Raw genomic sequence first — 20,118 nt, forward strand, 5'->3', positions numbered from 1 at the left:
TCGCGAAGCAGGACTATAGAATGGTGCTCTCGACACCTGCTTTATGTTTCCCGGTTCGTCTCCTTCCATTTTTCAACGAGGTGATATATTTTGTCATGAAAGCAATCATTGTGGACAATGAGCAGCCCGCTATCGATTTATTAAAGATGATGCTTGAAGAAGACGGACGGATTGAAGTTGCAGCGGTTTTCCTCAAACCGCGGGAGGCGATTGAGAAGCTTGAGAGCCTGCAGCCGGATGTCGTTTTTTTGGATGTGGATATGCCTGTCATGAACGGCCTGCATCTGGCTGAGCGGATCAGGGAGTCGGGTGAGCATACGGAAATCGTGTTTGTTAGCGCGTACCGGCAGTACGCATTGCCTGCGTTCCAGTATAATGCCGTCCATTATTTGCTTAAGCCCATAACCCGCGAAGGCATCGCTGAAACCGTCAAACGATTGCTGCAAAGAAAGCCGGCGGCGTCAACGTCCGCTGCTCCTGCCGCGACTGATTGTCCCCCTTCCATCAAGGCGGAATGTCTCGGTTCGTTTCGTGTGACGGACGCAAGCGGACGTCTTGTTAAGTGGAGGACGCTGAAAACCGAAGAGCTTATGGCTTATTTGTTGATCAAAGGACGTCATCCCATCCCCAAATGGGATATTATTTCCGACTTATGGAACGACCTTCCCGACGAGCAGGCTCATTCCCATCTGCATACGACGCTGTATAAGCTGAAGAAGACGCTGAAAAGTCATGGATTTACACCACTCATTGATTTTTCTTCGGGCCACTATCATGTCGACTTTTTTGGGATCAATGGCGATTGGACGGAGTTTGAAGCGTTTGCTTTGTCCAATGAACCGGTAACGGCCGCAAGCGAAGCGGCATACAAGCGATGGATTGAGGACTACAAAGGAGACTTGTTCGGCAAGCTCGACTATCCTTGGAGCCTGCCTTATAGGGAGCGTTTTGCCGGGTACTACCAGCGTATGGTCATCGTCGTAAGCCGGTACTGGATAAAGCAAGGGGAGCATTGGGTGGCGGAATCGGCTTTGCTTAATTTGCTCGAGCACTGCTGCTGCTGTGAGGAAGCTTATGAACTGCTGTTGTGGATTTATTTCGAGCGCGGCGATCGGAATTCCCTCGTTCGCCAGTTCAAACGTATGAAGCAGGTTTTGCAAAGCGAATTGGGGGTTGCTCCCCGTCCGGCCATCATGACGCTGTACCGGGAAATGCTAGGTAAGCTGGGCAATTAAAGCCTACGGAGCTAAGATGGGTCGTTGCCGGACCGTGGGAGTACCCATCCTGGAGGGATTGATGACAAACATGTTCCGCCTGCAAATGCAAACATATGTCTTATGGTTAGCGGTTATGGTGTTGGGATTGACGATTTTTGTTCCCATATATAACGATGTTTACAATCCCCACCTGAACGCGAAGGCGGGGGTGATCGACTTGAAGGGATGGAACGCCGCCGCCGACAAGCCTGTGAGGCTGGACGGAGAGTGGGAGTTTTACTGGGACGCTTTGCTGAAGCCGGAAGACTGGGCAAGCGAGAATCCGGCGATCCCTTCGCGCGAGTGGATCAACGTGCCCTCAAGTTGGGATTCGCTGACCCCGGGAGGTGTTCCTCTGCCGAACAGCGGATATGCCACTTATCGGCTGCGCATCTTGCTTCCGGACGGCGAAAAGACGGTTTACGGGATCAAAACGTCCAATATCCGCGCCTCCAACCGCATCTTTGCCAATGGCAAGCTGATCGGTCAAAGCGGTAAACCGGCAGCTTCCGCTGCGGAAATCGTGCATGGGAATACCCCGTATACCGCGTTTTTTGAAGCGGGAAGCGAGGTTGAACTGATCGTTCAGGTAGCCAGCTATAAAAGCTTCAACAGCGGGATTGTACAGTCGATCTCATTTGGCAGTCAGCAAAGCATCGCACAAACAAACAATTATTACCATGCGCTGGACGGTGGCTTGGCCTGGGGCTTTTTTATTACATCGATTTATTTCGCGGGTATCTTCTTACAGCAAAGAAGAGAGCAGAAGCCGCTGTTGTTTTTTGCTTTATGCTGCTTGTCAGCCACCTTCTATGAGCTCAGCCACTCGGAACGGCTGCTTGCGCAAATCTTCCCGGATATTTCAATTGAAATGATGCTGTACGTCGAAGATATTTCCTCTATCCTGATGTTTTCCTTCTTCTCCAGATACGTGTACCATTCATTCCCGAAACTGTATCCGCAAAAGCTCATGTACGCCATTGAACTGATCGCGATGGTATGTATTGCCGCCGTTCTGTTCACCTCGGCAAGCTACAACGGGCCGTTTATTTTTGCTCTGACGCTGCTGATTTTGGCGGTGATGCTGCTGAACAGCTGGTACATGGCGCTGGCAGCCGGATATGCGGGCAACGGGTCGACCTATTTGTACGTCGGTATTTTGGGTACGATGGATTTTGTCGCCGTAAGTGTGCTGAATACGGTCTGGAAGCTTGAGCCTTATTACTTTTTTCCGATCGCCCTGCCCGTATTAATTATGTCTCAAGCATTGTATATGGCCGGGCAATATACGAACTCCTTCGAAACGATCAAGAGGTTGTCCGATCAGTTGTCTGTGCTGGATAAAATGAAGGACGATTTTTTGGCGAAAACATCCCATGAGCTGAAATCGCCGCTCAACGGTATTATCAACATGGCCCAGTCTCTGATCAGAGGTGCAGGTGGTCCCATTAGCGAGCCGCAGGCCAGCGACCTCAGGTTAATGATGGACACCGGCAAACGTCTGGCCAATCTGGTCAACGACATTTTGGACTATTCCAAAATGAAGAATAGCGATTTGCAATTGCGGCCAAATCATTTTGACTGCTATCCGCTCGTTGAAAATATATTGGAAACGTTCCGCTACACGATAACCGGACGCTCCATTCAGCTTGTGAACAATATTCCTCCAAATACGCATATTGTATATGCGGATGAAAACCGATACTCGCAAATTATCTATAATCTGGTGGACAATGCCGTCAAATTTACCGCTTTCGGTCAGGTGGAGTTAAGCGCCAACGAAACGGGAGGTTTCGTGCATGTGACGGTGAAAGATACGGGAAGCGGCATACCCAACGAACGGCTTGAAGATATTTTTGTATCATTCGAGCAATTGGAGCCTTCCCTTACCCGCAGCCATAGCGGGGCAGGATTGGGGTTGGCCATAACCCGCCAGCTGGTAGAGCTGCACGGCGGCGAAATTCGTGTGGAATCCGAGGTGGGTGCCGGCTCGCAGTTTACCGTATCCATTCCGGCGGGGAACCGGAGCGGGATTCATCCTTCACAGGCAGCTGCGGACGTTACGAATGTGACTTGGACTGCGCGCGAGACCGGCGTGCTGCCGATAACGGCAATGCCATCTTCCGCGGATATAGAGCGAAACCCGGAGAAGGCGGCTTATCGCGTGCTGGTCGCCGATGATGATTACAGCAATTTAAAAGCGCTGGTCAACCTGCTTGTTATCGAGCATTATCAGGTGACTGCCGTAAGCAGCGGAGAAGCGGCCCTGCGGGAATTGGAACTGAGCGCGCCGTACGATCTCTGCATTCTGGACGTGATGATGCCGGTCATGTCCGGTTATGACGTGTGCCTTCAAATACGGGAGCATTATTCCTTGTTGGAGCTTCCTGTGCTGATGGTGACGGCCCAGACGCCTTACCGCAATCTGAACGCGGTGTTTGCCGCCGGAGCCAACGACTTCCTGGAGAAACCTTACGACTATAACGAGCTGAAAAGCAGAGTGTCCACGCTGGTTCAGCTGAAGCAGTCCGCAGAAGAATCGCTGCGCCGGGAACTTGCCTTTTTGCGAGCGCAGATCAAGCCGCATTTTTTGCATAACACGATCAACGCCATTATCGCCTACAGCTATAGCGACCAGGAACGCTGCCGCAAGCTGCTGCGGAATTTCAGTTTTTATTTGCGCCACTGCTTCGATTTTAAGGAAACCGATCAGTGGATTCGAGTAGAGCAGGAGCTTCATCTGGTGAACTGTTATTTGGACATCGAAAAAGCCCGGTTCGGCGATATGCTGGAAACGTCGATTACGGTCGACCCCGGGGCGCTGAATTGTTTGATCCCGCCGCTTATGATCCAGCCTCTTGTGGAAAATGCAATCAAACACGGCATATTAAAAAAAGAGGACGGAGGAACGCTAACTCTACTTGTTGCCTTAAGGGGGAACTCGCTTCACGTGGAGATTGCCGACGACGGCGTCGGCATGAATGCGGCTGGTCAGGAAGCGGCCGCAGCGGCCGCGGATGATTTGGGAGAGGACCCGGGAACGGGCGTTGCACTGGATAATGTTCGGAAGAGATTGCTTCATTTGTTCGGGACCGACCTTCGCATCAGCAGCGAACCGGGCCTAGGAACAACGATTGAAATTGATATTCCGGCAACGCGGAATATGGCAGGGGCATCCCCCGAGGTTTTATAAACCCGGGGAATGCCTTTTTTTGCTGCGCGAATGGAAGATGGGAGGCACGCAATGTCCAGAATATGTCCAGAGCGCCTTGTTATACTGATTTCTGCAATCGTGCATATCGACAAAACGGTGGGGGAGTGTTTCGAAATGTTCACCAAGCTTTTGGGAGGAGGATATGGGCAAGAGGTTTAGAAGGAAGATCGCCAAGCGGCGTACAGCGCCGGGCGCGTAGTTCACACAATGTTGTAAATTCCAGTAAGAGGTGTTCATGTTGAGAAAAAGATTACGGTCCCGATTTTTATCCTTTACTTTGACGTTGTCCATAGGGCTTCAACTGCTGCCGGTTGCGGCTTTGGCGGCGGAGCCTGTTTCGACGACGGACGTTCCTACTTATGCCGATACCAGAGGCCATTGGGCAGGCGCTTCGATTGAGCGCTGGTCGGGATACGGCGTAGTGGAGGGCAGCGAAGGCCGCTTCCGCCCCGATGAATCCATAACCCGCGCCGAGCTTGCGGCGGTTATTGATCGTATGCTGCGATACGAGCGGTTATCGAACGAAACATTCAGCGATTTGCCGGCAAATGCGTGGTATGCCGACAACATGCGGCACGTCGCGGCATCCGGCGTGATGCAGGGAGCCAGCGGTAAAGCGTTTCCCAACGACAATGTAACGCGCGAAGAGACAGCGGTTATGCTGGGCAGAGCTTTTCAAATCACGGGAGCGTCAGCCAATCCGAGCCAATTCTCCGATAACGGGCAGATTGCCGATTGGGCGGCCCCCATTGTAAAGCGAATGAGCGAAAAAGGCTATATTACCGGCCGCCCGGACGGGAAGTTTGATCCGAAAGCCTCCGTTACCCGCGCCGAAGTGGTAAAAATGCTCGATACGATGATCCAAGGCTACTACAACAAGCCGGGAGAATATACTGCGCCCAACAATGCCTTAAACGGCAATGTACTCATTAATACAAGAGGTGTCAAAATCAACGGCATGTCGATTGACGGCAATCTGTACCTGGCTCCAGGCATAGGCAAAGACGACGTTGCCTTGGAAAATGTCCACGTTGCCGATACGGCATATGTTTGGGGAGGCGGTTCTTTAAATCTCAAGGGCAATTCGGATTTTAGCGCTGTGGTGGCTGAAAATTCCTTGATCCGTTTGGACAAGGAGGCCCGAATCGGTGAACTGCAGGTGAAAGCGCCGCTTGCTGTCGAAGGAGAAGGAAAAATCAATAAAGTATTTGTTGCCCGGGAAGGCTCCGGCGCTGCCTTCGGCAGTTGGCCGGGAGAAGTGGTGTTGGGAGCGGGCGCGGATCTGGTGGTCAAGGGCGAAAAATACACGAATAGCCGATCTTCTGACGTTGTAGTGTCGCCCACTACCCCATCGAATAGCGCTAATTCATCCGGCACGAGCAGCAGTGGCAGCAGCAGCAGCTCGTATATTCTGCGAAGCGGAAATTCCAGTCTGAGCGGGCTCACTGTAGGCGCAGATGTGGGAAAAGCCTTGCTGTCGCCTGCATTTGCTGCGGGAACGGTTGAATATACGGCGACAGTGTCGACAATAGCCGCAAAAGTAACCGTGAACGTTCCGGCTGCGGATGCCGGCGCTACGGTTGCCATAACGGTGTCCGGGACGGGAGCCAGCCTGACAGGCAGCGAGGTGACGCTGGCGACAAGCGGCGATACCGTGATTACCGTCAAGGTGACGGCTGCGAACGGCACCGTAACCGAATACAAGACGACAGTATCGAAGGCGTTGAGTCACGATTCGAGCTTAAGCGGGCTGAGCTTCACCGCGGATGCGGGGCCGGCGGCGCTTGTCCCGGCATTTGTCTCAGGAACTTATACATATGCGGCAGCGGTATCCACGGCGGCGTCCAAAGTGACTGTGAGCGCTGCTGCGGCGGGAGCCGGTGCCGCCGTTGAAATTACGGCTAGCGGAACGGGAGCAAGCGTAGCAGGCAGCGAGGTGACGCTGGCGACGGCCGGCGACACGGTGATTACCGTCAAGGTGACGGCGGCTGACGGTACGGTGACCGAATATAAGACGACGGTATCGAAGACGTTGGGCCACGATTCGAGCTTGAGCGCGTTGAGCCTCACTGCGGATGTAGGCACTGCGACGTTGTCCCCGGCGTTTGCGGCCGGAACCTATGCCTATACAGCATCGGTATCCACAGCGGCGTCCACGATTACGGTGAATGCCGCTGCAACTGGAGCGGGTATCGGTGCCACGGTTGTCGTAACCGTTAGCGGAACGGGAGCCAGCGCTGCCGGCAACGTAGTCACGCTCGCAAGCAGCGGGGCGACAACGATCACGGTTACGGTAACGGCGGTCGACGGTACGGTAACCGAGTACACTACAACGGTATCGAAGACGTTGAGCCACGATTCGAGCTTGAGCGTGCTTAGCCTCACGCCGGATACGGGAACGGCGGCGTTCGCTCCGGTCTTTGCTTCAGGAACGTATGCGTATACGGCATCCGTAGCTACGGCGGTTTATACGGTAACGGTCAATGCAACGGCGGCGGGAGCCGGTGCTGCGGTTACAGTTACGGTCGCAGGAATCGGAGCGAGCGCTTCCGGCAGCACAGTGACGCTTGCCGCAAACGGCGTGACCACGATTACCGTGAAGGTAACGGCGGAGGACGGCACTTTTACGGAGTATACGGTTGCTGTGGCGAAGAAGGACATTATCTCTTTTGCAGGCACTTCGAGCTTGTCGACGTTAATAGGCGGACTTCCAGGCGCTTACACTGTGCTGGGATCCGGCGGCAGTGAAAATGTAGCGCTTGTTTACCCGGGTGTAGGGCCACACGACTATTCGGCCAATTCCGCCGTGCTTGCCATTGCCAAAGAAGTGACGCAGAAGAGCACGTTAACGAAGCTCAGCGCGGATTTTACCAATAACATGGTTTTAGCGCTGGTCGGTACGATGCTAACGGTAAAAGCCGATCTGTATGTGGATGATAATAACGACGGCGTCTATGAAAAACAGGCTGGACTTCAATTACTGCCTGCCTATACGGGAATACTGACGTTGGGAACAAGAACCGAAGCCAGCGACGATACTTTAAATATTTCATTGGAAGCTGGAAGCAAGGTGCTGGTTGTTTTCCATATGGAAGCAGCGGGCTTGTCATTAATAAATACGGTTTCCGGTAATGTGGCGGCGGAACTGACATTGGTGCCGAGCAACAGTCCCAGCGGCAACTCCAAACTGAACTCGCTGAGCTTGACCGCAAATGTAGGTCCAGCGGCGCTGTCACCGGCCTTTGCGGCGGGCACACTCGCTTATGCGACAAATGTGTCGGAGGCGGCTTCTAGGATGAACGTGAATGCTATTGCGGCAGCAGCCGGTGCCGGAGCCACGGTTGCCGTTACGGCAAGCGGCACGGGAGCCAGCGCAAGCGGCAATACGGTAACTTTGGCCTCAAGCGGCGCAACGACGATTACCGTTACGGTGACGGCAGCAGATAGTACAGTCACAAGTTACACGATTACGGTAAACAAAAACTTAAATCACAATTCCAGCTTGAGCGGACTGAGCCTGACGCCAAATGTCGGAACTGCGGCGTTGTCACCGGTCTTTGCGGCCGGAACGCTGGCCTATACATCGGCCGTATCCACTGCAGCTGCTACCGTTACGGTGAACGCTACGGCGGCTGGTGCCGGAGCCACAGTTGACGTAACGGCAAGCGGAACCGGGGCCAGCGCAAGCGGCAATACGGTAACGTTGGCATCCAGCGGTACAACGACAGTTACCGTTACGGTGACTGCGGCGGACGGCGCGACCACAAGTTATACGGTGACGGTAGACAAGAGCCTGAGTCACGATTCGAGCTTGAGTGCACTTAGCCTCACGCCGAATACGGGGTCAGCCACACTTGATCCGACATTTGTTGCGGGAACTCATGCGTATACGGCATCCGTAACGTCGGCGGTTTATATGGTGACGGTTAATGCCACGGCAGCGGGTACGGGAGCAACGGTTTCCGTCACGGCAAGCGGAACCGGAGCAAGCGCGACCGGTAATGCGGTCACGTTGGCTACAAGCGGGGCGACGACGATCACCGTTACAGTGACGTCGGCGGACGGCAGCACTACCGCTTATACGGTTACGGTGAGCAAATCAACGACCTTCTCTTTCACGGGAACTTCGACGGTAACCACTTTGCTCGGCGGACTTGCCGGACCTTACAGCGTGCTTGGCACTAGCGGCGGCGAGAATATATCTACCGTATATCAAAGTTCATCCATGGACTTGTCTACGAATTCTACCGCTTTGGCTCACGCCCAAGTAGTGTCTCAGGGCAGCACGCTGAAAAAATTTAGCGCCAAGTTTAAGAACAATCTGGCTATGACTTTGGTTGGCTCTGCGTTAACGGTTTATGCCGAGGTATTCGCTGATGATAACAATGACGGTGTGTTTGAGCCGAAAGCCTCGCTTACGTTGACTCCCGATTATACAGGGGTGGTAGCTATCGAGGAGCAGGTGGCAGAGAATCAAGATAATTTAAATGTATCGATTACCGCAGGAAGCAAGCTTTTGGTAGTATTCCACATGACCGCCTCAGGGCTTATGTTGGTCAATGCCGTTCCGGGAACGGTTGAGGCAACCCTTGTGTTGGAATGATATATTCATCCATAACATTCCAATGAAACGATTTTTTGTTTCGGCGTCGGAGACTGCAAGCAAAACAACTGTCACATAAATCTAAAAGGTCGAATTCAAGAGCACAACCAAGCTCTGATTCGACCTTTTTTTCTTTGAATTTAACCGTTCCTTTTCACGAAAATCCGAATTTACGATTCGTCCGAGCCTAAATCAAATGCCATCAAATCCCGGCCGACGGTGATAGGTCCTTGATACAGGTCTCTCATGCCTGAAATATAGGCCTGTTCGGCTTCTTCATTGGCTGACGGCGCCGGAATATGGTGGGTCAACACAAGATGTTTGACTCCGGCTTGAGCCGCGATTTGAGCTGCTTCCAACGTTGTCGTATGATACTTAGCCGGATTGGAGAGGGCTTGATCGTATTCGGGATATTGCTTTCTTAACGCATCCAGCCATTCTTTGTTATAAGCTTCGTGGACAAGCAGGTCCACACCGGTGCTGTATTTGATCATATTCGGTACCGGAATCGTATCCCCCGAGATGACTACGGATTTTCCGTTGTATTCGAACTTATAAGCAAGAGCGGGGTATACAGGGCGGTGATCGACTTCAAAGGCCGTGATCCGGATACCGTCCTTGTCGTATACGACTCCTTCATTTTGCTCCGTATAAATAATTTGCGAGCCCGCTTCGTCCGATAAATTGTAGCTGATCCGAAGTTTCACATCGAATTCGAACGATTCCCGCATCTTCCCGATAATGTCTTTGGTCGTTTCGGGTCCATACACGTGCATAGGCGTCGACCGGCCTTTAAACACTTGCTCCGCAGTGATATGCGTTCGCCAACTGGTAATGAACACATCGAAGAATCCGCCGTTGTGATCATAGTGATGGTGGGTAAAAAGAACATCAGAGATCCGCTGCGGCATGACCCCGGCTTTGACCATCTGGTCGACGGCAGCGCCGCCGCAATCGATTAGGAACGTTTTATGGCCCGCGAGCACGATAACACCGGGTTTGGCCCGGCCGTAAAAAGCGCGCGGCGAGCCCGTGCCAAGCAAGATGACTTTCAAATGCTCATGAAATTCAGGTACCAAATGTTCCTGCGGTTGTATATACATATAAAATGCCCCCTTGGTTTTTAATCTACAGTTATCCTATAAGCATTATAATAAATAAACATCTATTCCAAAAGGGGTCTGCATATAAATTAAAAAAAGATTTTGAGCATATTCATAGTTTTACCGATATTTAACCTTGACCCTGTATACTCTGTCCTTGGGTGCTGAGGCAATGCCGTTTTTTCTTGCAGTGCTAATGAACATGGAGGTGTCGGAATGCGGAAGATGATTGTAACGGAATTTATTATCGGAAAAATCGCCGCCGAAGATATTTATAACAGGCAGGGCACGCTTCTGCTGAAAGCCGGAAATATGATTACCGAAGTAATGGTAAGCCGTCTTGAAAAAGAAAAAATCGCCGCCGTTTGGGTAAAATGAGTGCGCTTCGACGGCCGGCCGACTGCAAGAAGAAGGCAGTCGGTGCCGCCGCCGCCGTACTTTGTTAGGGTATCGTCCTGCATGGCACCGCTGTAGGGGATTGCAATTTGGAATGATTTCAGGTAAATTGTTTATAGTTAGATAATCTAATTAAAATTCAAGGTGATTTCATGGCACGCAAAAATAACAACATGGAGCATATATCCGATCATTTGCCAAAGCTGGGGGTAAAGCCCTATGCAGAACTTATGGACAAAACCGCGCCGAAAGACACGGACCGTAAATCGGCTTATGTTGGATTATTAATGCTGTGGCTTGGCGATAATGTCCTGGATGTCATGGACTTGGAGTTATCCCCGTTTGGCATTACCGAAAGCAAACTCGACTTGCTGCTGCTGCTCATGCTGCACGAAGGAAGAGAGCTTGTCACGCCTTCGGCGCTTGCGGAACGGCTTGGCATCCGCCGGGCATCGGTGACCGCCTTGCTGGATTGGCTGGAGAAGCGGCATTGGATTGCCCGCCGGACAAGCGAAGCGGATCGCCGCATGATTCATGTCAGCATTACGCCGGAAGGCAGGGCACTGGTGGATAAAGCGCTGCCGGCGTTTTGGTCCGCTTGTTCGTCCATCATTTCCGACATGGATCCGGAAGAACGAAAGGTGCTGGAAACGATATTATTCAAGCTGAACAACAGGTTGGAAAAAAAGCTGGGGGTGGGGAGATAAATTTTTTTGCAATTATAATTAGATTATCTAACTATTAATACAAATAAAAATGAGGTGTCTTATGTCGCGAATAATACATTCGTTCAGCAATCGAAGAAATGATGCTCTGATGACGGTTATCTTATGCTGGTCCGGTATGGTTGTTATGTCCAGCTTGTATGTAACCATTCCCCTTCTCTCTATGTTTTCCGATATTTTTCATATTACGTTAACGCAAGCCGCTGTGACGGGCAGCGTATTTTCGTTGGGGTTTGCCGTCGGTTGTCTGATTTATGGAGCTGTATCCGATAAATACGGGCGCAAGAAAGTCATTGTAATCGGCCTGGTTGCCTTGGCTTTGATTTCTTTATTGCTGGGGACAGCCGATCAATTTCTGTGGATCGTGGCGCTTAGGGCGATGCAAGGTGCGGCGGCCGCTACGTTTTCCCCGGTTGCTCTGGCATATGCGGTTGAAATGTTTCCCGCAGAAAAGCGGGTGACAACGATCGGTTTTATTAGTACGGGGTTTCTGGTAGCCGGGATTGCCGGTCAAGTGATAAGCAGTCTGATTAGTCTGCAATTCGGATGGAATGCCGTCTTTTATGTGCTTGCCGCGGTCTACATCGTGACGATGGTACTGGTCGTTTGTTTTTTGCCGAAAGATGGCATCCACCAAACGTATGCCGGCATATGGGCTCCGTTCAAGCAAATGGGAACCGTTTTTACGCAAAAAAACCTGCTCCTGAGTTACATGATTGCTTTTGTTCTGCTCATGTCGTTTGTCAGCATGTATACCCTGCTGGGCAGTTATTTAAGCGGTCCGGACTTCGGGTTGAATAACCAGGATATCCTTTACGTTCGAGCCATTGGGGTACTGGGCATGCTGGTTTCTCCATATGCGGGCAGGCTGGCGCGGCGGTTCGGAGTACGTACGGTATTGCGCGGCGGATTGGGTTTGGCCATGGTGAGTCTGGCTCTGCTGGGCGTATTCTCCAGTTTGCCGCTCGTCATCGGCATGAGCTTAATTTTTGTCGCCGGCATAGCCATAGCTGTCCCATCGCTTATTTCCGTGGTCGGCGAATCGGGAGGCAAGTCACGCGGCATCGCGGTTTCGGTATATACGTTTATCTTGTTTACGGGAACAAGCCTGGGACCGATTATTTCCATCAACCTGATGAAGCTGGGCAGCTATTTGGCGGCATTTTGCTTGTTGGGACTCGTGCTTGGAATCGGCTTCTTAGCGGCATGTTTGATTCGAAGAGGCAAAGCGGAGGAAGCAGCCGGCGTATCCGGGAGAAGCTGAGAAAATAAACTGTGGACACGGCGTCGGGGCTGCAAATCGAAACCCATGCGATGATGCAGGGAGTTGATGATCGCCATATGCCGGCTCAAGAGGATGAATCGTTCGGCGGGACTGGCTGAAAATTTTTTTAAAAAAATTGCAGCCCATCTGGTCGGCGGCATTACGCACCGCGCACAAAAACGGACGGCTTGCCGAAGAGTTGAGAGCTCTCCGGGAACCGTCCGTTTATGATCATGCTGTTAACATCTGTTGCCGGTTGTGCCGGTTATGCGTTCTCCGCCGGAGCGGCTTGCACAATTTCCTGAAGCCGTTCTTGAAGATGTTCGGTGCAGACGCCCCCGTGATACACAATAGCAGTTTCAACGTCCAAAGCTTGAAGTTTCTTAACGGATTGCCGCGCCGTGTCAGGGTCCGGCGTATATGCCGGATTAAAGGACTGCAGGACGCCGTCAGTTGCCGTTAACGCGTCGCCGGTAATTAATGTTTTGCTTGGGATATGGTAAAGGGAGATATGATCCGGGGTGTGACCCGGAGTGAAAATAACCTGGATGCCGCCGGCATAAGGCAGGACATCGCCGTCTTTCAGCGTCACATCGACTTTTACGGGCTGAGCCAGTTTTTTGCTCTTAACAAGCGGCAATTCGCCGGTTATGTAAGGTACGCCAATTTCGTGAGCGAGCACCTGCACCTTATCTCCGAAAGTTTGCGCCAAATCCGGCAGGCTGCCGATATGGTCCATATCCTGGTGGGTGACGATGATTTTGGTCAAATTTTCAAAAGGAACGGAAGCTTCTTCGAACGCGGCCCGAATCAGTTCCAATTGACCGGGAAGGCCGGTGTCTACAAGAATAACGTCCTGCTCATCCCACAGCAAAGTCGGGTGAATGATAAACAGATGTCCTTGCACGTTCATGTTTAGTTGTAATGCTTTAATGCCTGATCTGGATTGCGTCAAAGCGAACACCACCTTCTTCAGAAATGGTTAAATGGAGGGGAAAAACTGATTTTGTTCGAGGTCGACCATGCCTTGATCATCGACAGCAACGCCTTCGTTTTGCAAATACAAAATTTGCATATAACGCGCTTCATCATCACGGATAGCTACCTCGCCTTTAGAATTGATCACCCGGTGCCAAGGCAGGCCGTGCGCTGCGCTTAACGAGTGCAGAATACGGACAACCTGTCTGGCCCCTCTGCGGCTTCCGGCCATTTCCGCAATTTGCCCGTAGGTCATGACATGGCCTTCCGGGATCGCTTTGATGATTTCAACTACTCGCATCGTATATGGCTTCACTGGTTTTCACACTCCTTATTGCAGGCCGTTTGATCCGTCAGATTGGGCGCACTCGCGGTACAGGTCGGCGATCGTTACTTCGGCGAGCTTATGTTCCATAGCCGATTCGGCGTCGGTCAATTTCCCGCACAAAACGGTTTGAATATTGCGTCCGACCATGCATTCGCGGTCAGGTTTGTTTTCGGGGAGGCAAAACGGCCGTTTTCCTTCGACCCGGTAAACGTCAAGCAGCGAGATCTGTTCCGGCGGGCGGGCCAGCAAGGATCCCCCGTTAGCACCGGTGGAAGCGGTCACCAAACCGCCCTTCACCAGTTTTGCCAAAATTCTGCGAATGATCACAGGGTTGGCATTTACACTTTGCGCCATCCATTCCGACCTGATCTTCTGGCCGTTATACCGAGCCAAAATGGTAAGCATTTGGACAGCAATAATAAATTGGCTGTTTGCATACACGCAGAAGTTCTCCTTATCTGTTGGTGGAAGACCGGCATCACGATTGAATCTTTGTACATCTTATTGTAAAAACTTTCGTCCGGCGCTGTCAATCTCGATCCGTTTTGCTCCTCCCGGAAGGAAAATGTTGACTGCTGATGCTCCTTTTAATATACTTCTAAACAATTAGATACTTTGTTGGTTACAATTAGCCGGCAAAGAAAATAAAGGAGATGAGCCATGTGTCAGTTAAGCCTTTGCTTGTGATCGTTGGATCGGGTCCGGGAGTCAGCTCCGGCATAACGTCGAAATTCGGCGGCAATGGATTCCGTATCGTACTTGTAGCTAGAAACGCAGCATCGCTGGAGAGCCGTGTTAAAGAACTGCATGAGCAGCATATTGAAGCTTACGGCGTTCCCGCTGACGCTTCTGACTCGAACTCGCTGAAAACAGCGTTCAGCCATATTCAATCGGTCTATGGAACCGTGGATGTGCTGGTGTACAATGCGGCCAACATTGTACCGGGAGATCCGCTTTCGTTAACCGAGCGGCAGCTTATCGATGATTTCAAAGTGAACACAGTTGGCGCCCTGACGAGTGCCCAGCAGGTGATTCCCGAAATGATCGAACGCAAGCAAGGCACGTTATTTTTCACCGGGGGCACTTTGGCTCTTAAGCCTAATCCGAAATATGCTTCATTGTCCGTAGGCAAGGCGGCGCTGCATTCACTCGCTCAATCGCTGACCGCAACGTTGTCACCGCACGGTATTTATGTTGGGCAAGTATTAATCGGCGGCTATGTTCAGAAGGGCAGCTTTTACGATCCGGAGCGCATTGCCGACATCTTTTGGGATTTATATACAACCCAAAGCCAAACCGAAGTTGTGTTTGAGGAATCATAAGATCGGCTGATTGCTGTAAAGCGATCGGCAACCGGAGCCTGCCAGAAATGGCGGGCTTTTTGTTTTTTTATTTCGTTTTACCGCGATTTTACTTTGCGATGTTAGCCTTAAGTGAAAAGTGTCAGCATTTACAACATAACACTTAAGGAGAGGTTCAAGTGCGTAATATTATAAAAATGTGGAAGGTATTGTTGGGACTGGCTATTATTGCGGTCGGGACGGCATGGCAGCGAAGCGATACTGCTTTAGCCAGCGAAGCAGCGTTTGTTGTGCAAGTAGCCGCCGGGAAATCGACGGGCACCGGTACGGCCCCTTCTCATAGCCTTGGTTTAAAAAGCGACGGCAGCATATGGGCATGGGGGGATAACAGCAAAGGGCAGCTCGGCGACGGCACAACGACCAACCGGACAGCCCCCGTACAGGTGACGGGCCTTGGCGGCGTCAAAGCGATCGCTGCAGGCTCCGAGCATAGTTTGGCGTTAAAAAGCGACGGCACGGTGTGGGCATGGGGAAGTAACGGAAACGGTCAAATAGGCAATGGCACGACGGTGAACGAATCATCTCCCATACAGGTAGCGGGACTTAGCGATGTCATTGCGATTTCCACCGGATATTATTACAACATAGCGCTGAAAAACGACGGCACCGCCTTCGCCTGGGGCGCCAATAACAGAGGGCAGCTCGGCGACGGCACGATGACCGATCGGCTGACTCCGGTGCAGGTTAACGGCCTTACGGATGCGGCGGCGATTTCGGCCGGCGGGACGTTCGCTTTGGCTTTAAAAAGCGACAAGACCGTGTGGGGATGGGGATTTAACTCAGTCGGCCAGCTTGGTATCGGCACAACCGCCACGAAGCTGGCTCCGGTGCAGGTGCCGGGGGTCAGCGATATTAAGGCAATTGCGGCAGGGGCTTCGCACGCTTTGGCTCTGGCAAGCGATGGCACGGTGCAGGCGTGGGGATATAATAGCAGCGGCCAATTAGGCGACGGTACCACTACAAATCGGTTGACTCCCGTCGCGGTGCCGGGTTTAAACGGCGTGACCTCCCTCTCCGCCGGGTTTGCCTTCAGTTTGGCTTTAAGAAGCGACGGCACGGTAAAAGCATGGGGCAGCAACAGTAAAGGACAATTGGGCATCGGCTCCTATACAAGCTCGTATACCCCCGTTTCGGTAGTAGGGCTTAGCGATGTGACCGCGGTCTCGGCCGGGGAATTTCAAAGCCTTGCTTTGCTGAAGAACGGCATGGTTGCCGCCTGGGGAGAAAACAAAAGCGGTCAGCTTGGCATAGGGAACGCCGTCTTCAGGACAAGTCCTGCGCAAGCGGCGATCACGGATGTCGTTTATTTGGAGGCCGGCTCCAATTACAGTCTTGCTTTAAAACGCGACGGTACGGTATGGGCTTGGGGATCAAACCAATACGGCATACTTGATGACGGTACGACGGTCAATCGTCCGGAACCATCGAGGACATCCGTTGCCGGAGCTGTATACATAGCGGCCGGGAGTTACCACAACTTGGCTTTAAAAAACGACGGCACGGTGTGGGCATGGGGGAATAATAGCTCGGGCGAACTGGGCATTGGCACGACAGATACGCAGTCAGCTCCTGTACAGACGTCAGGGCTCACCGGTGTCAAAGCGATTGCAGCCGGGGACAAATTCAATTTTGCCGTCAAAACCGACGGTACGGTGTGGGCGTGGGGGGCCAATTTTTACAATTCATTAGGGGACGGCACATCGACAGCGCGGTTAACTCCCGTGCAGGTTCCCAATTTAAGCGGAATTACCGCAGTATCGGCCGGATATGCCCATGGCCTGGCCCTAAAGAACGATGGCACGGTGTGGGCGTGGGGGTTTAATATGTATGGCCAGATGGGCAACGGTGTGGCAGGCGATTCGCAAGCAACCCCTGTACAGGTTGCCGGGCTGACCGACGTTGTTGCGATTGATTCGGGAAGTTACACTAATGTGGCTGTCAAAAGCGACGGTACGGTGTGGGCATGGGGTTATAATTCGGCCGGCCAAATCGGAAATGGCGTAACGGGCGGCAACCAGACGACCCCCACGCAGGTGACGGGTTTAACCGGAGGTACCGTTAAAGCGATTTTGGGGGGACTGTCGCACGGTCTGGTCTTGAAGAACGACGGCACGGTCTGGTCTTGGGGAACCAACAAATTTGGACAATTGGGTGACGGCACGACAGTCAATCGGACATCGGCCACGCAGGTACCGGACTTAAGCGGTATCACTGCAGTTTCCGGAGGAGCTGCGTTCAGCTTGGCATTGAAAGACGACGGTACGGTCTGGGGATGGGGATATGAATACGATGGACAGGTTGGCGACGGGGTCATCGGTTATCTCGTTTTGCCGGTTACTTTGTCCGCATTTCCTTCGAATAACGCCGACTTGTCGGATCTGCAGGTGAACGGCACGACGGTGGCGGGATTCACTTCCGGCAGTACCGGACCTTATCGCGTGAGCGTTCCGAACGGCTCCACCGCTGTGAGCGTAGCTTATACGAAAGCGGACAGCCAGGCAAGCGTTACGGTGAGCGGCGATACAAACTTAGCCGTAGGAGATAATACGGTCACGGTTACGGTGACAGCGGCGAACGGATCGACAAAAACGTATACGGTGATCGTGCATCGCATATCGGGCAATGCCGATTTGTCGGACCTTCAGGTGAACGGCACGACAGTGGCGGGATTTACGCCGAACCAAACCGGTCCGTATCGTGTAAACGTTCCAAACGATGCGACCGTTGTTAGCGTAACTTATACGAAAGCGGACAACCAAGCAAGCGTTGCGGTGAGCGGCGGTACGAATTTGTCCCTGGGGGACAATACGCTAACCGTAACGGTGACGGCAGAGAACGGAGCGACCCAGACGTACTCCGTGATTGTACGGAGATTATCGGACAATGCGGGTTTGACGGATCTGCAAGTAAACGGCGTAACGGTAGCGGGATTTGAACCGGGCAACACCGGTCCGTATCGTGTAAGTGTCCCGAACAGTTTCATCTCTGTCGACGTGGCTTATATTCAAGCGGATAGTCAAGCAAGTGTTGTGGTGAGCGGCGGTACAAATTTGTCCGTAGGGGACAATGCCGTGACCGTCACGGTGACGGCGGAGAACGGAGCGGCGATAACGTATTCCATCACGGTGCGGAGATTATCGGGCAACGCGGATTTGACGGACTTGCAGGTGAATGATTCGACGGTGGGGGGATTTGGATCGGACAATACCGGTCCGTATCGAGTTAGCGTCCCGAATGCGTCCGGCACGGCAGCCGTGACGTATACCCAAGCAGATAGCAAGGCAAACGTTATGGTGAGCGGTGATACGAACTTGACGGTTGGGGACAACGCATTTTCGGTGACGGTGACGGCGGAAGATGGAACAATTAAAACGTACAGCGTGATTGTAAACAGAGCGCAGATTTCCTTTTACCCGTCGTCGTCAAGCGGTTCCGGCAATTCAAGTCCTTCCCAGGGTTCTGTGAACCCATCCGATCCGTCAGAAAGTGCGGGCGGTGCAGCATCCGTTAGTCTGAATGGCGTACAAGTAAAAACCGCAGTAACCAAGGAAACGGCAAGTGGCGGTCAAACGGCCCTGAGGTTTACCGTAGATGGAGAGCAGTTGGAAGCGGCTCTTACAACGGCATCAAGCCCGGTGAAAGTGCTTGTTATTGATAATACGGATCCCGTCGTCATCGTGGATCTGCCGGTTAAGGCACTTCTGGCTGGGGCCGGAAGTAACCCGAATACGGTGTTCCAGATCAAGGTAAACGGAGCCTCTTACAGCCTTCCGAGCAGCTTGCTTAACTCTATTCCAAAAGAAACGTCGATTACCGTTACGATTGCCCAAGTGTCAGGGGCGGCGAAGGAAGCGGCGGATGCGGCGGCAGCCCGCCTGGGTGTACAGCCGTTGCTGGAACATCCGCTGGATTACTCCATAAGCACCGACGGCGGGGTGCCTGTATCAGACTTTAACGGAACGTTTGTGGAACGGACGATGACTGTAAACAAGCAGGTGGATCCGGCTAAAACAACAGCGGTATGGGTGGATGAAGACGGCCAAATGCATTTTATCCCGTCTTATTTTGAACAAGAGGGTGAAGCTGCTGTTGTAACGATCCGCTCGCCGCATGACAGCGTATATACGGTAGTTCAAGCAAATAAAACATTCGAAGATGTCAAAGGCCATTGGGCCCAAACGGCGATTGAATCGCTGGCTTCCAAACTCGTCGTAGACGGCGTGACCAAAACCGACTTTGCGCCAAACGCTCCAATTACACGCGCCGAATTCGCCGCTTTGCTCATCCGCTCCTTCGGTATATCCGCGAATGACCGTGGAAAGCCGTTCAGCGATGTCAAGCCGGACGATTGGTTTGCGGCGAATGTTCAGGCTGCGGTAAAAGCCGGGCTGGTCGAAGGATTCGAAGACGGGACATTCCGCCCGAATGCGCCGATTACCCGGGAACAGATGGCGGTTATGATTTCCAAGGCATTAAAATTCGCCGGGTATTCCGGCAGTTCCCCGGAATCGAAAGCTGTTCAAGGGCAGCCGATAGCCCGGTTTACGGATGCATCCACGATATCGGGTTGGGCTAAAGAAGCTGTCAATCTATCGGTTCAGGCAGGTGTTATCAACGGCAGAACCGATGCGATATTCGCGCCGGGGTCCAATGCGACACGCGCCGAAGCGGTCGAGATGTTGGACAGGATGCTGCGCAGCCTGAAGTTTATCAATTAGCGGCTTTCATAATCAAGGGGCAATTATGGAGATGATTATGGACTCCAATAAAATCAATTGCTTTCATAAAGTGGAATTATTCAATAAAGGATGATCTTGCAGTGCGGGTCCACGTCCATTAGGGCGTGGATTTCTTTTTGTTTACAACAGAAATTGTAAAATAGTACAATTA

Annotated in this window: 12 protein-coding genes; 8 read left to right on the forward strand and 4 right to left on the reverse strand. The window is 52.3% G+C overall.

Going from position 1 to position 20,118, the window contains the following annotated elements:
• Positions 1–95: 95 nt before the first annotated feature.
• The 3 genes from EYB31_RS02695 (at position 96) to EYB31_RS02705 (ending at position 9,073) form a co-directional block, all read left to right on the forward strand.
• Entirely contained in the window at positions 96–1,235 is a 1,140-nt protein-coding gene (locus tag EYB31_RS02695) for a response regulator (RefSeq protein WP_165452168.1), read from the forward strand.
• A 61-nt stretch (positions 1,236–1,296) separates the two neighbouring features.
• Positions 1,297–4,449: a hybrid sensor histidine kinase/response regulator gene (locus EYB31_RS02700; protein ID WP_165452169.1), complete on the forward strand. Its 3,153-nt coding sequence runs from the start codon at positions 1,297–1,299 to the stop codon at positions 4,447–4,449.
• 256 nt (positions 4,450–4,705) lie between these two features.
• Positions 4,706–9,073: a cadherin-like beta sandwich domain-containing protein gene (locus EYB31_RS02705; protein WP_131011738.1), complete on the forward strand. Its 4,368-nt coding sequence runs from the start codon at positions 4,706–4,708 to the stop codon at positions 9,071–9,073.
• Positions 9,074–9,243: 170 nt separating this feature from the next.
• Here EYB31_RS02705 and EYB31_RS02710 read toward each other — a convergent pair whose 3' ends face one another.
• Positions 9,244–10,176, reverse strand: coding sequence for an MBL fold metallo-hydrolase (locus EYB31_RS02710; protein ID WP_131011739.1), 933 nt, complete (start codon positions 10,174–10,176; stop codon positions 9,244–9,246).
• 216 nt (positions 10,177–10,392) lie between these two features.
• Here EYB31_RS02710 and EYB31_RS40040 point away from each other — a divergent pair, with 216 nt between their 5' ends.
• The 3 genes from EYB31_RS40040 to EYB31_RS02720 all read left to right on the forward strand — a co-directional run bounded on the left by EYB31_RS40040 (position 10,393) and on the right by EYB31_RS02720 (position 12,561).
• Positions 10,393–10,554, forward strand: a complete 162-nt coding sequence (locus EYB31_RS40040) for a hypothetical protein (protein ID WP_165452170.1) — start codon at positions 10,393–10,395, stop codon at positions 10,552–10,554.
• A 170-nt stretch (positions 10,555–10,724) separates the two neighbouring features.
• Positions 10,725–11,279 (forward strand): MarR family winged helix-turn-helix transcriptional regulator, encoded by a 555-nt coding sequence (locus tag EYB31_RS02715; protein ID WP_131011740.1) that lies wholly within the window; start codon positions 10,725–10,727, stop codon positions 11,277–11,279.
• 61 nt (positions 11,280–11,340) lie between these two features.
• Positions 11,341–12,561, forward strand: a complete 1,221-nt coding sequence (locus tag EYB31_RS02720) for an MFS transporter (protein WP_240762022.1) — start codon at positions 11,341–11,343, stop codon at positions 12,559–12,561.
• Between the two features lie 265 nt (positions 12,562–12,826).
• Here the strand turns inward: EYB31_RS02720 and EYB31_RS02725 are convergent, their stop codons facing one another.
• From EYB31_RS02725 to EYB31_RS02735, 3 genes are all read right to left on the reverse strand, one after another.
• Positions 12,827–13,474 carry an MBL fold metallo-hydrolase gene (locus tag EYB31_RS02725; protein ID WP_170318204.1) on the reverse strand — a complete coding sequence of 216 codons (648 nt, stop codon included), beginning with the start codon at positions 13,472–13,474 and terminating at the stop codon, positions 12,827–12,829.
• 69 nt (positions 13,475–13,543) lie between these two features.
• On the reverse strand, positions 13,544–13,855 hold the full coding sequence (locus tag EYB31_RS02730) for an MGMT family protein (protein WP_131011742.1): 312 nt from the start codon (positions 13,853–13,855) through the stop codon (positions 13,544–13,546).
• A gap of 15 nt (positions 13,856–13,870) precedes the next feature.
• Entirely contained in the window at positions 13,871–14,308 is a 438-nt protein-coding gene (locus EYB31_RS02735) for an Rrf2 family transcriptional regulator (RefSeq protein ID WP_131011743.1), read from the reverse strand.
• Between the two features lie 221 nt (positions 14,309–14,529).
• On the opposite strand from EYB31_RS02735, the gene EYB31_RS02740 reads away from it, so the two are divergent.
• Positions 14,530–15,189 carry an SDR family NAD(P)-dependent oxidoreductase gene (locus EYB31_RS02740; RefSeq protein WP_420819415.1) on the forward strand — a complete coding sequence of 220 codons (660 nt, stop codon included), beginning with the start codon at positions 14,530–14,532 and terminating at the stop codon, positions 15,187–15,189.
• 158 nt (positions 15,190–15,347) lie between these two features.
• A complete protein-coding gene (locus EYB31_RS02745) occupies positions 15,348–19,946 on the forward strand; it encodes an RCC1 domain-containing protein (RefSeq protein ID WP_131011745.1) in 4,599 nt (1,532 codons plus the stop codon).
• Positions 19,947–20,118 lie beyond the last annotated feature (172 nt).

The sequence above is a fragment of the Paenibacillus thalictri genome, assembly GCF_004307995.1.
GTDB lineage: Bacteria > Bacillota > Bacilli > Paenibacillales > NBRC-103111 > Paenibacillus_AF > Paenibacillus_AF thalictri.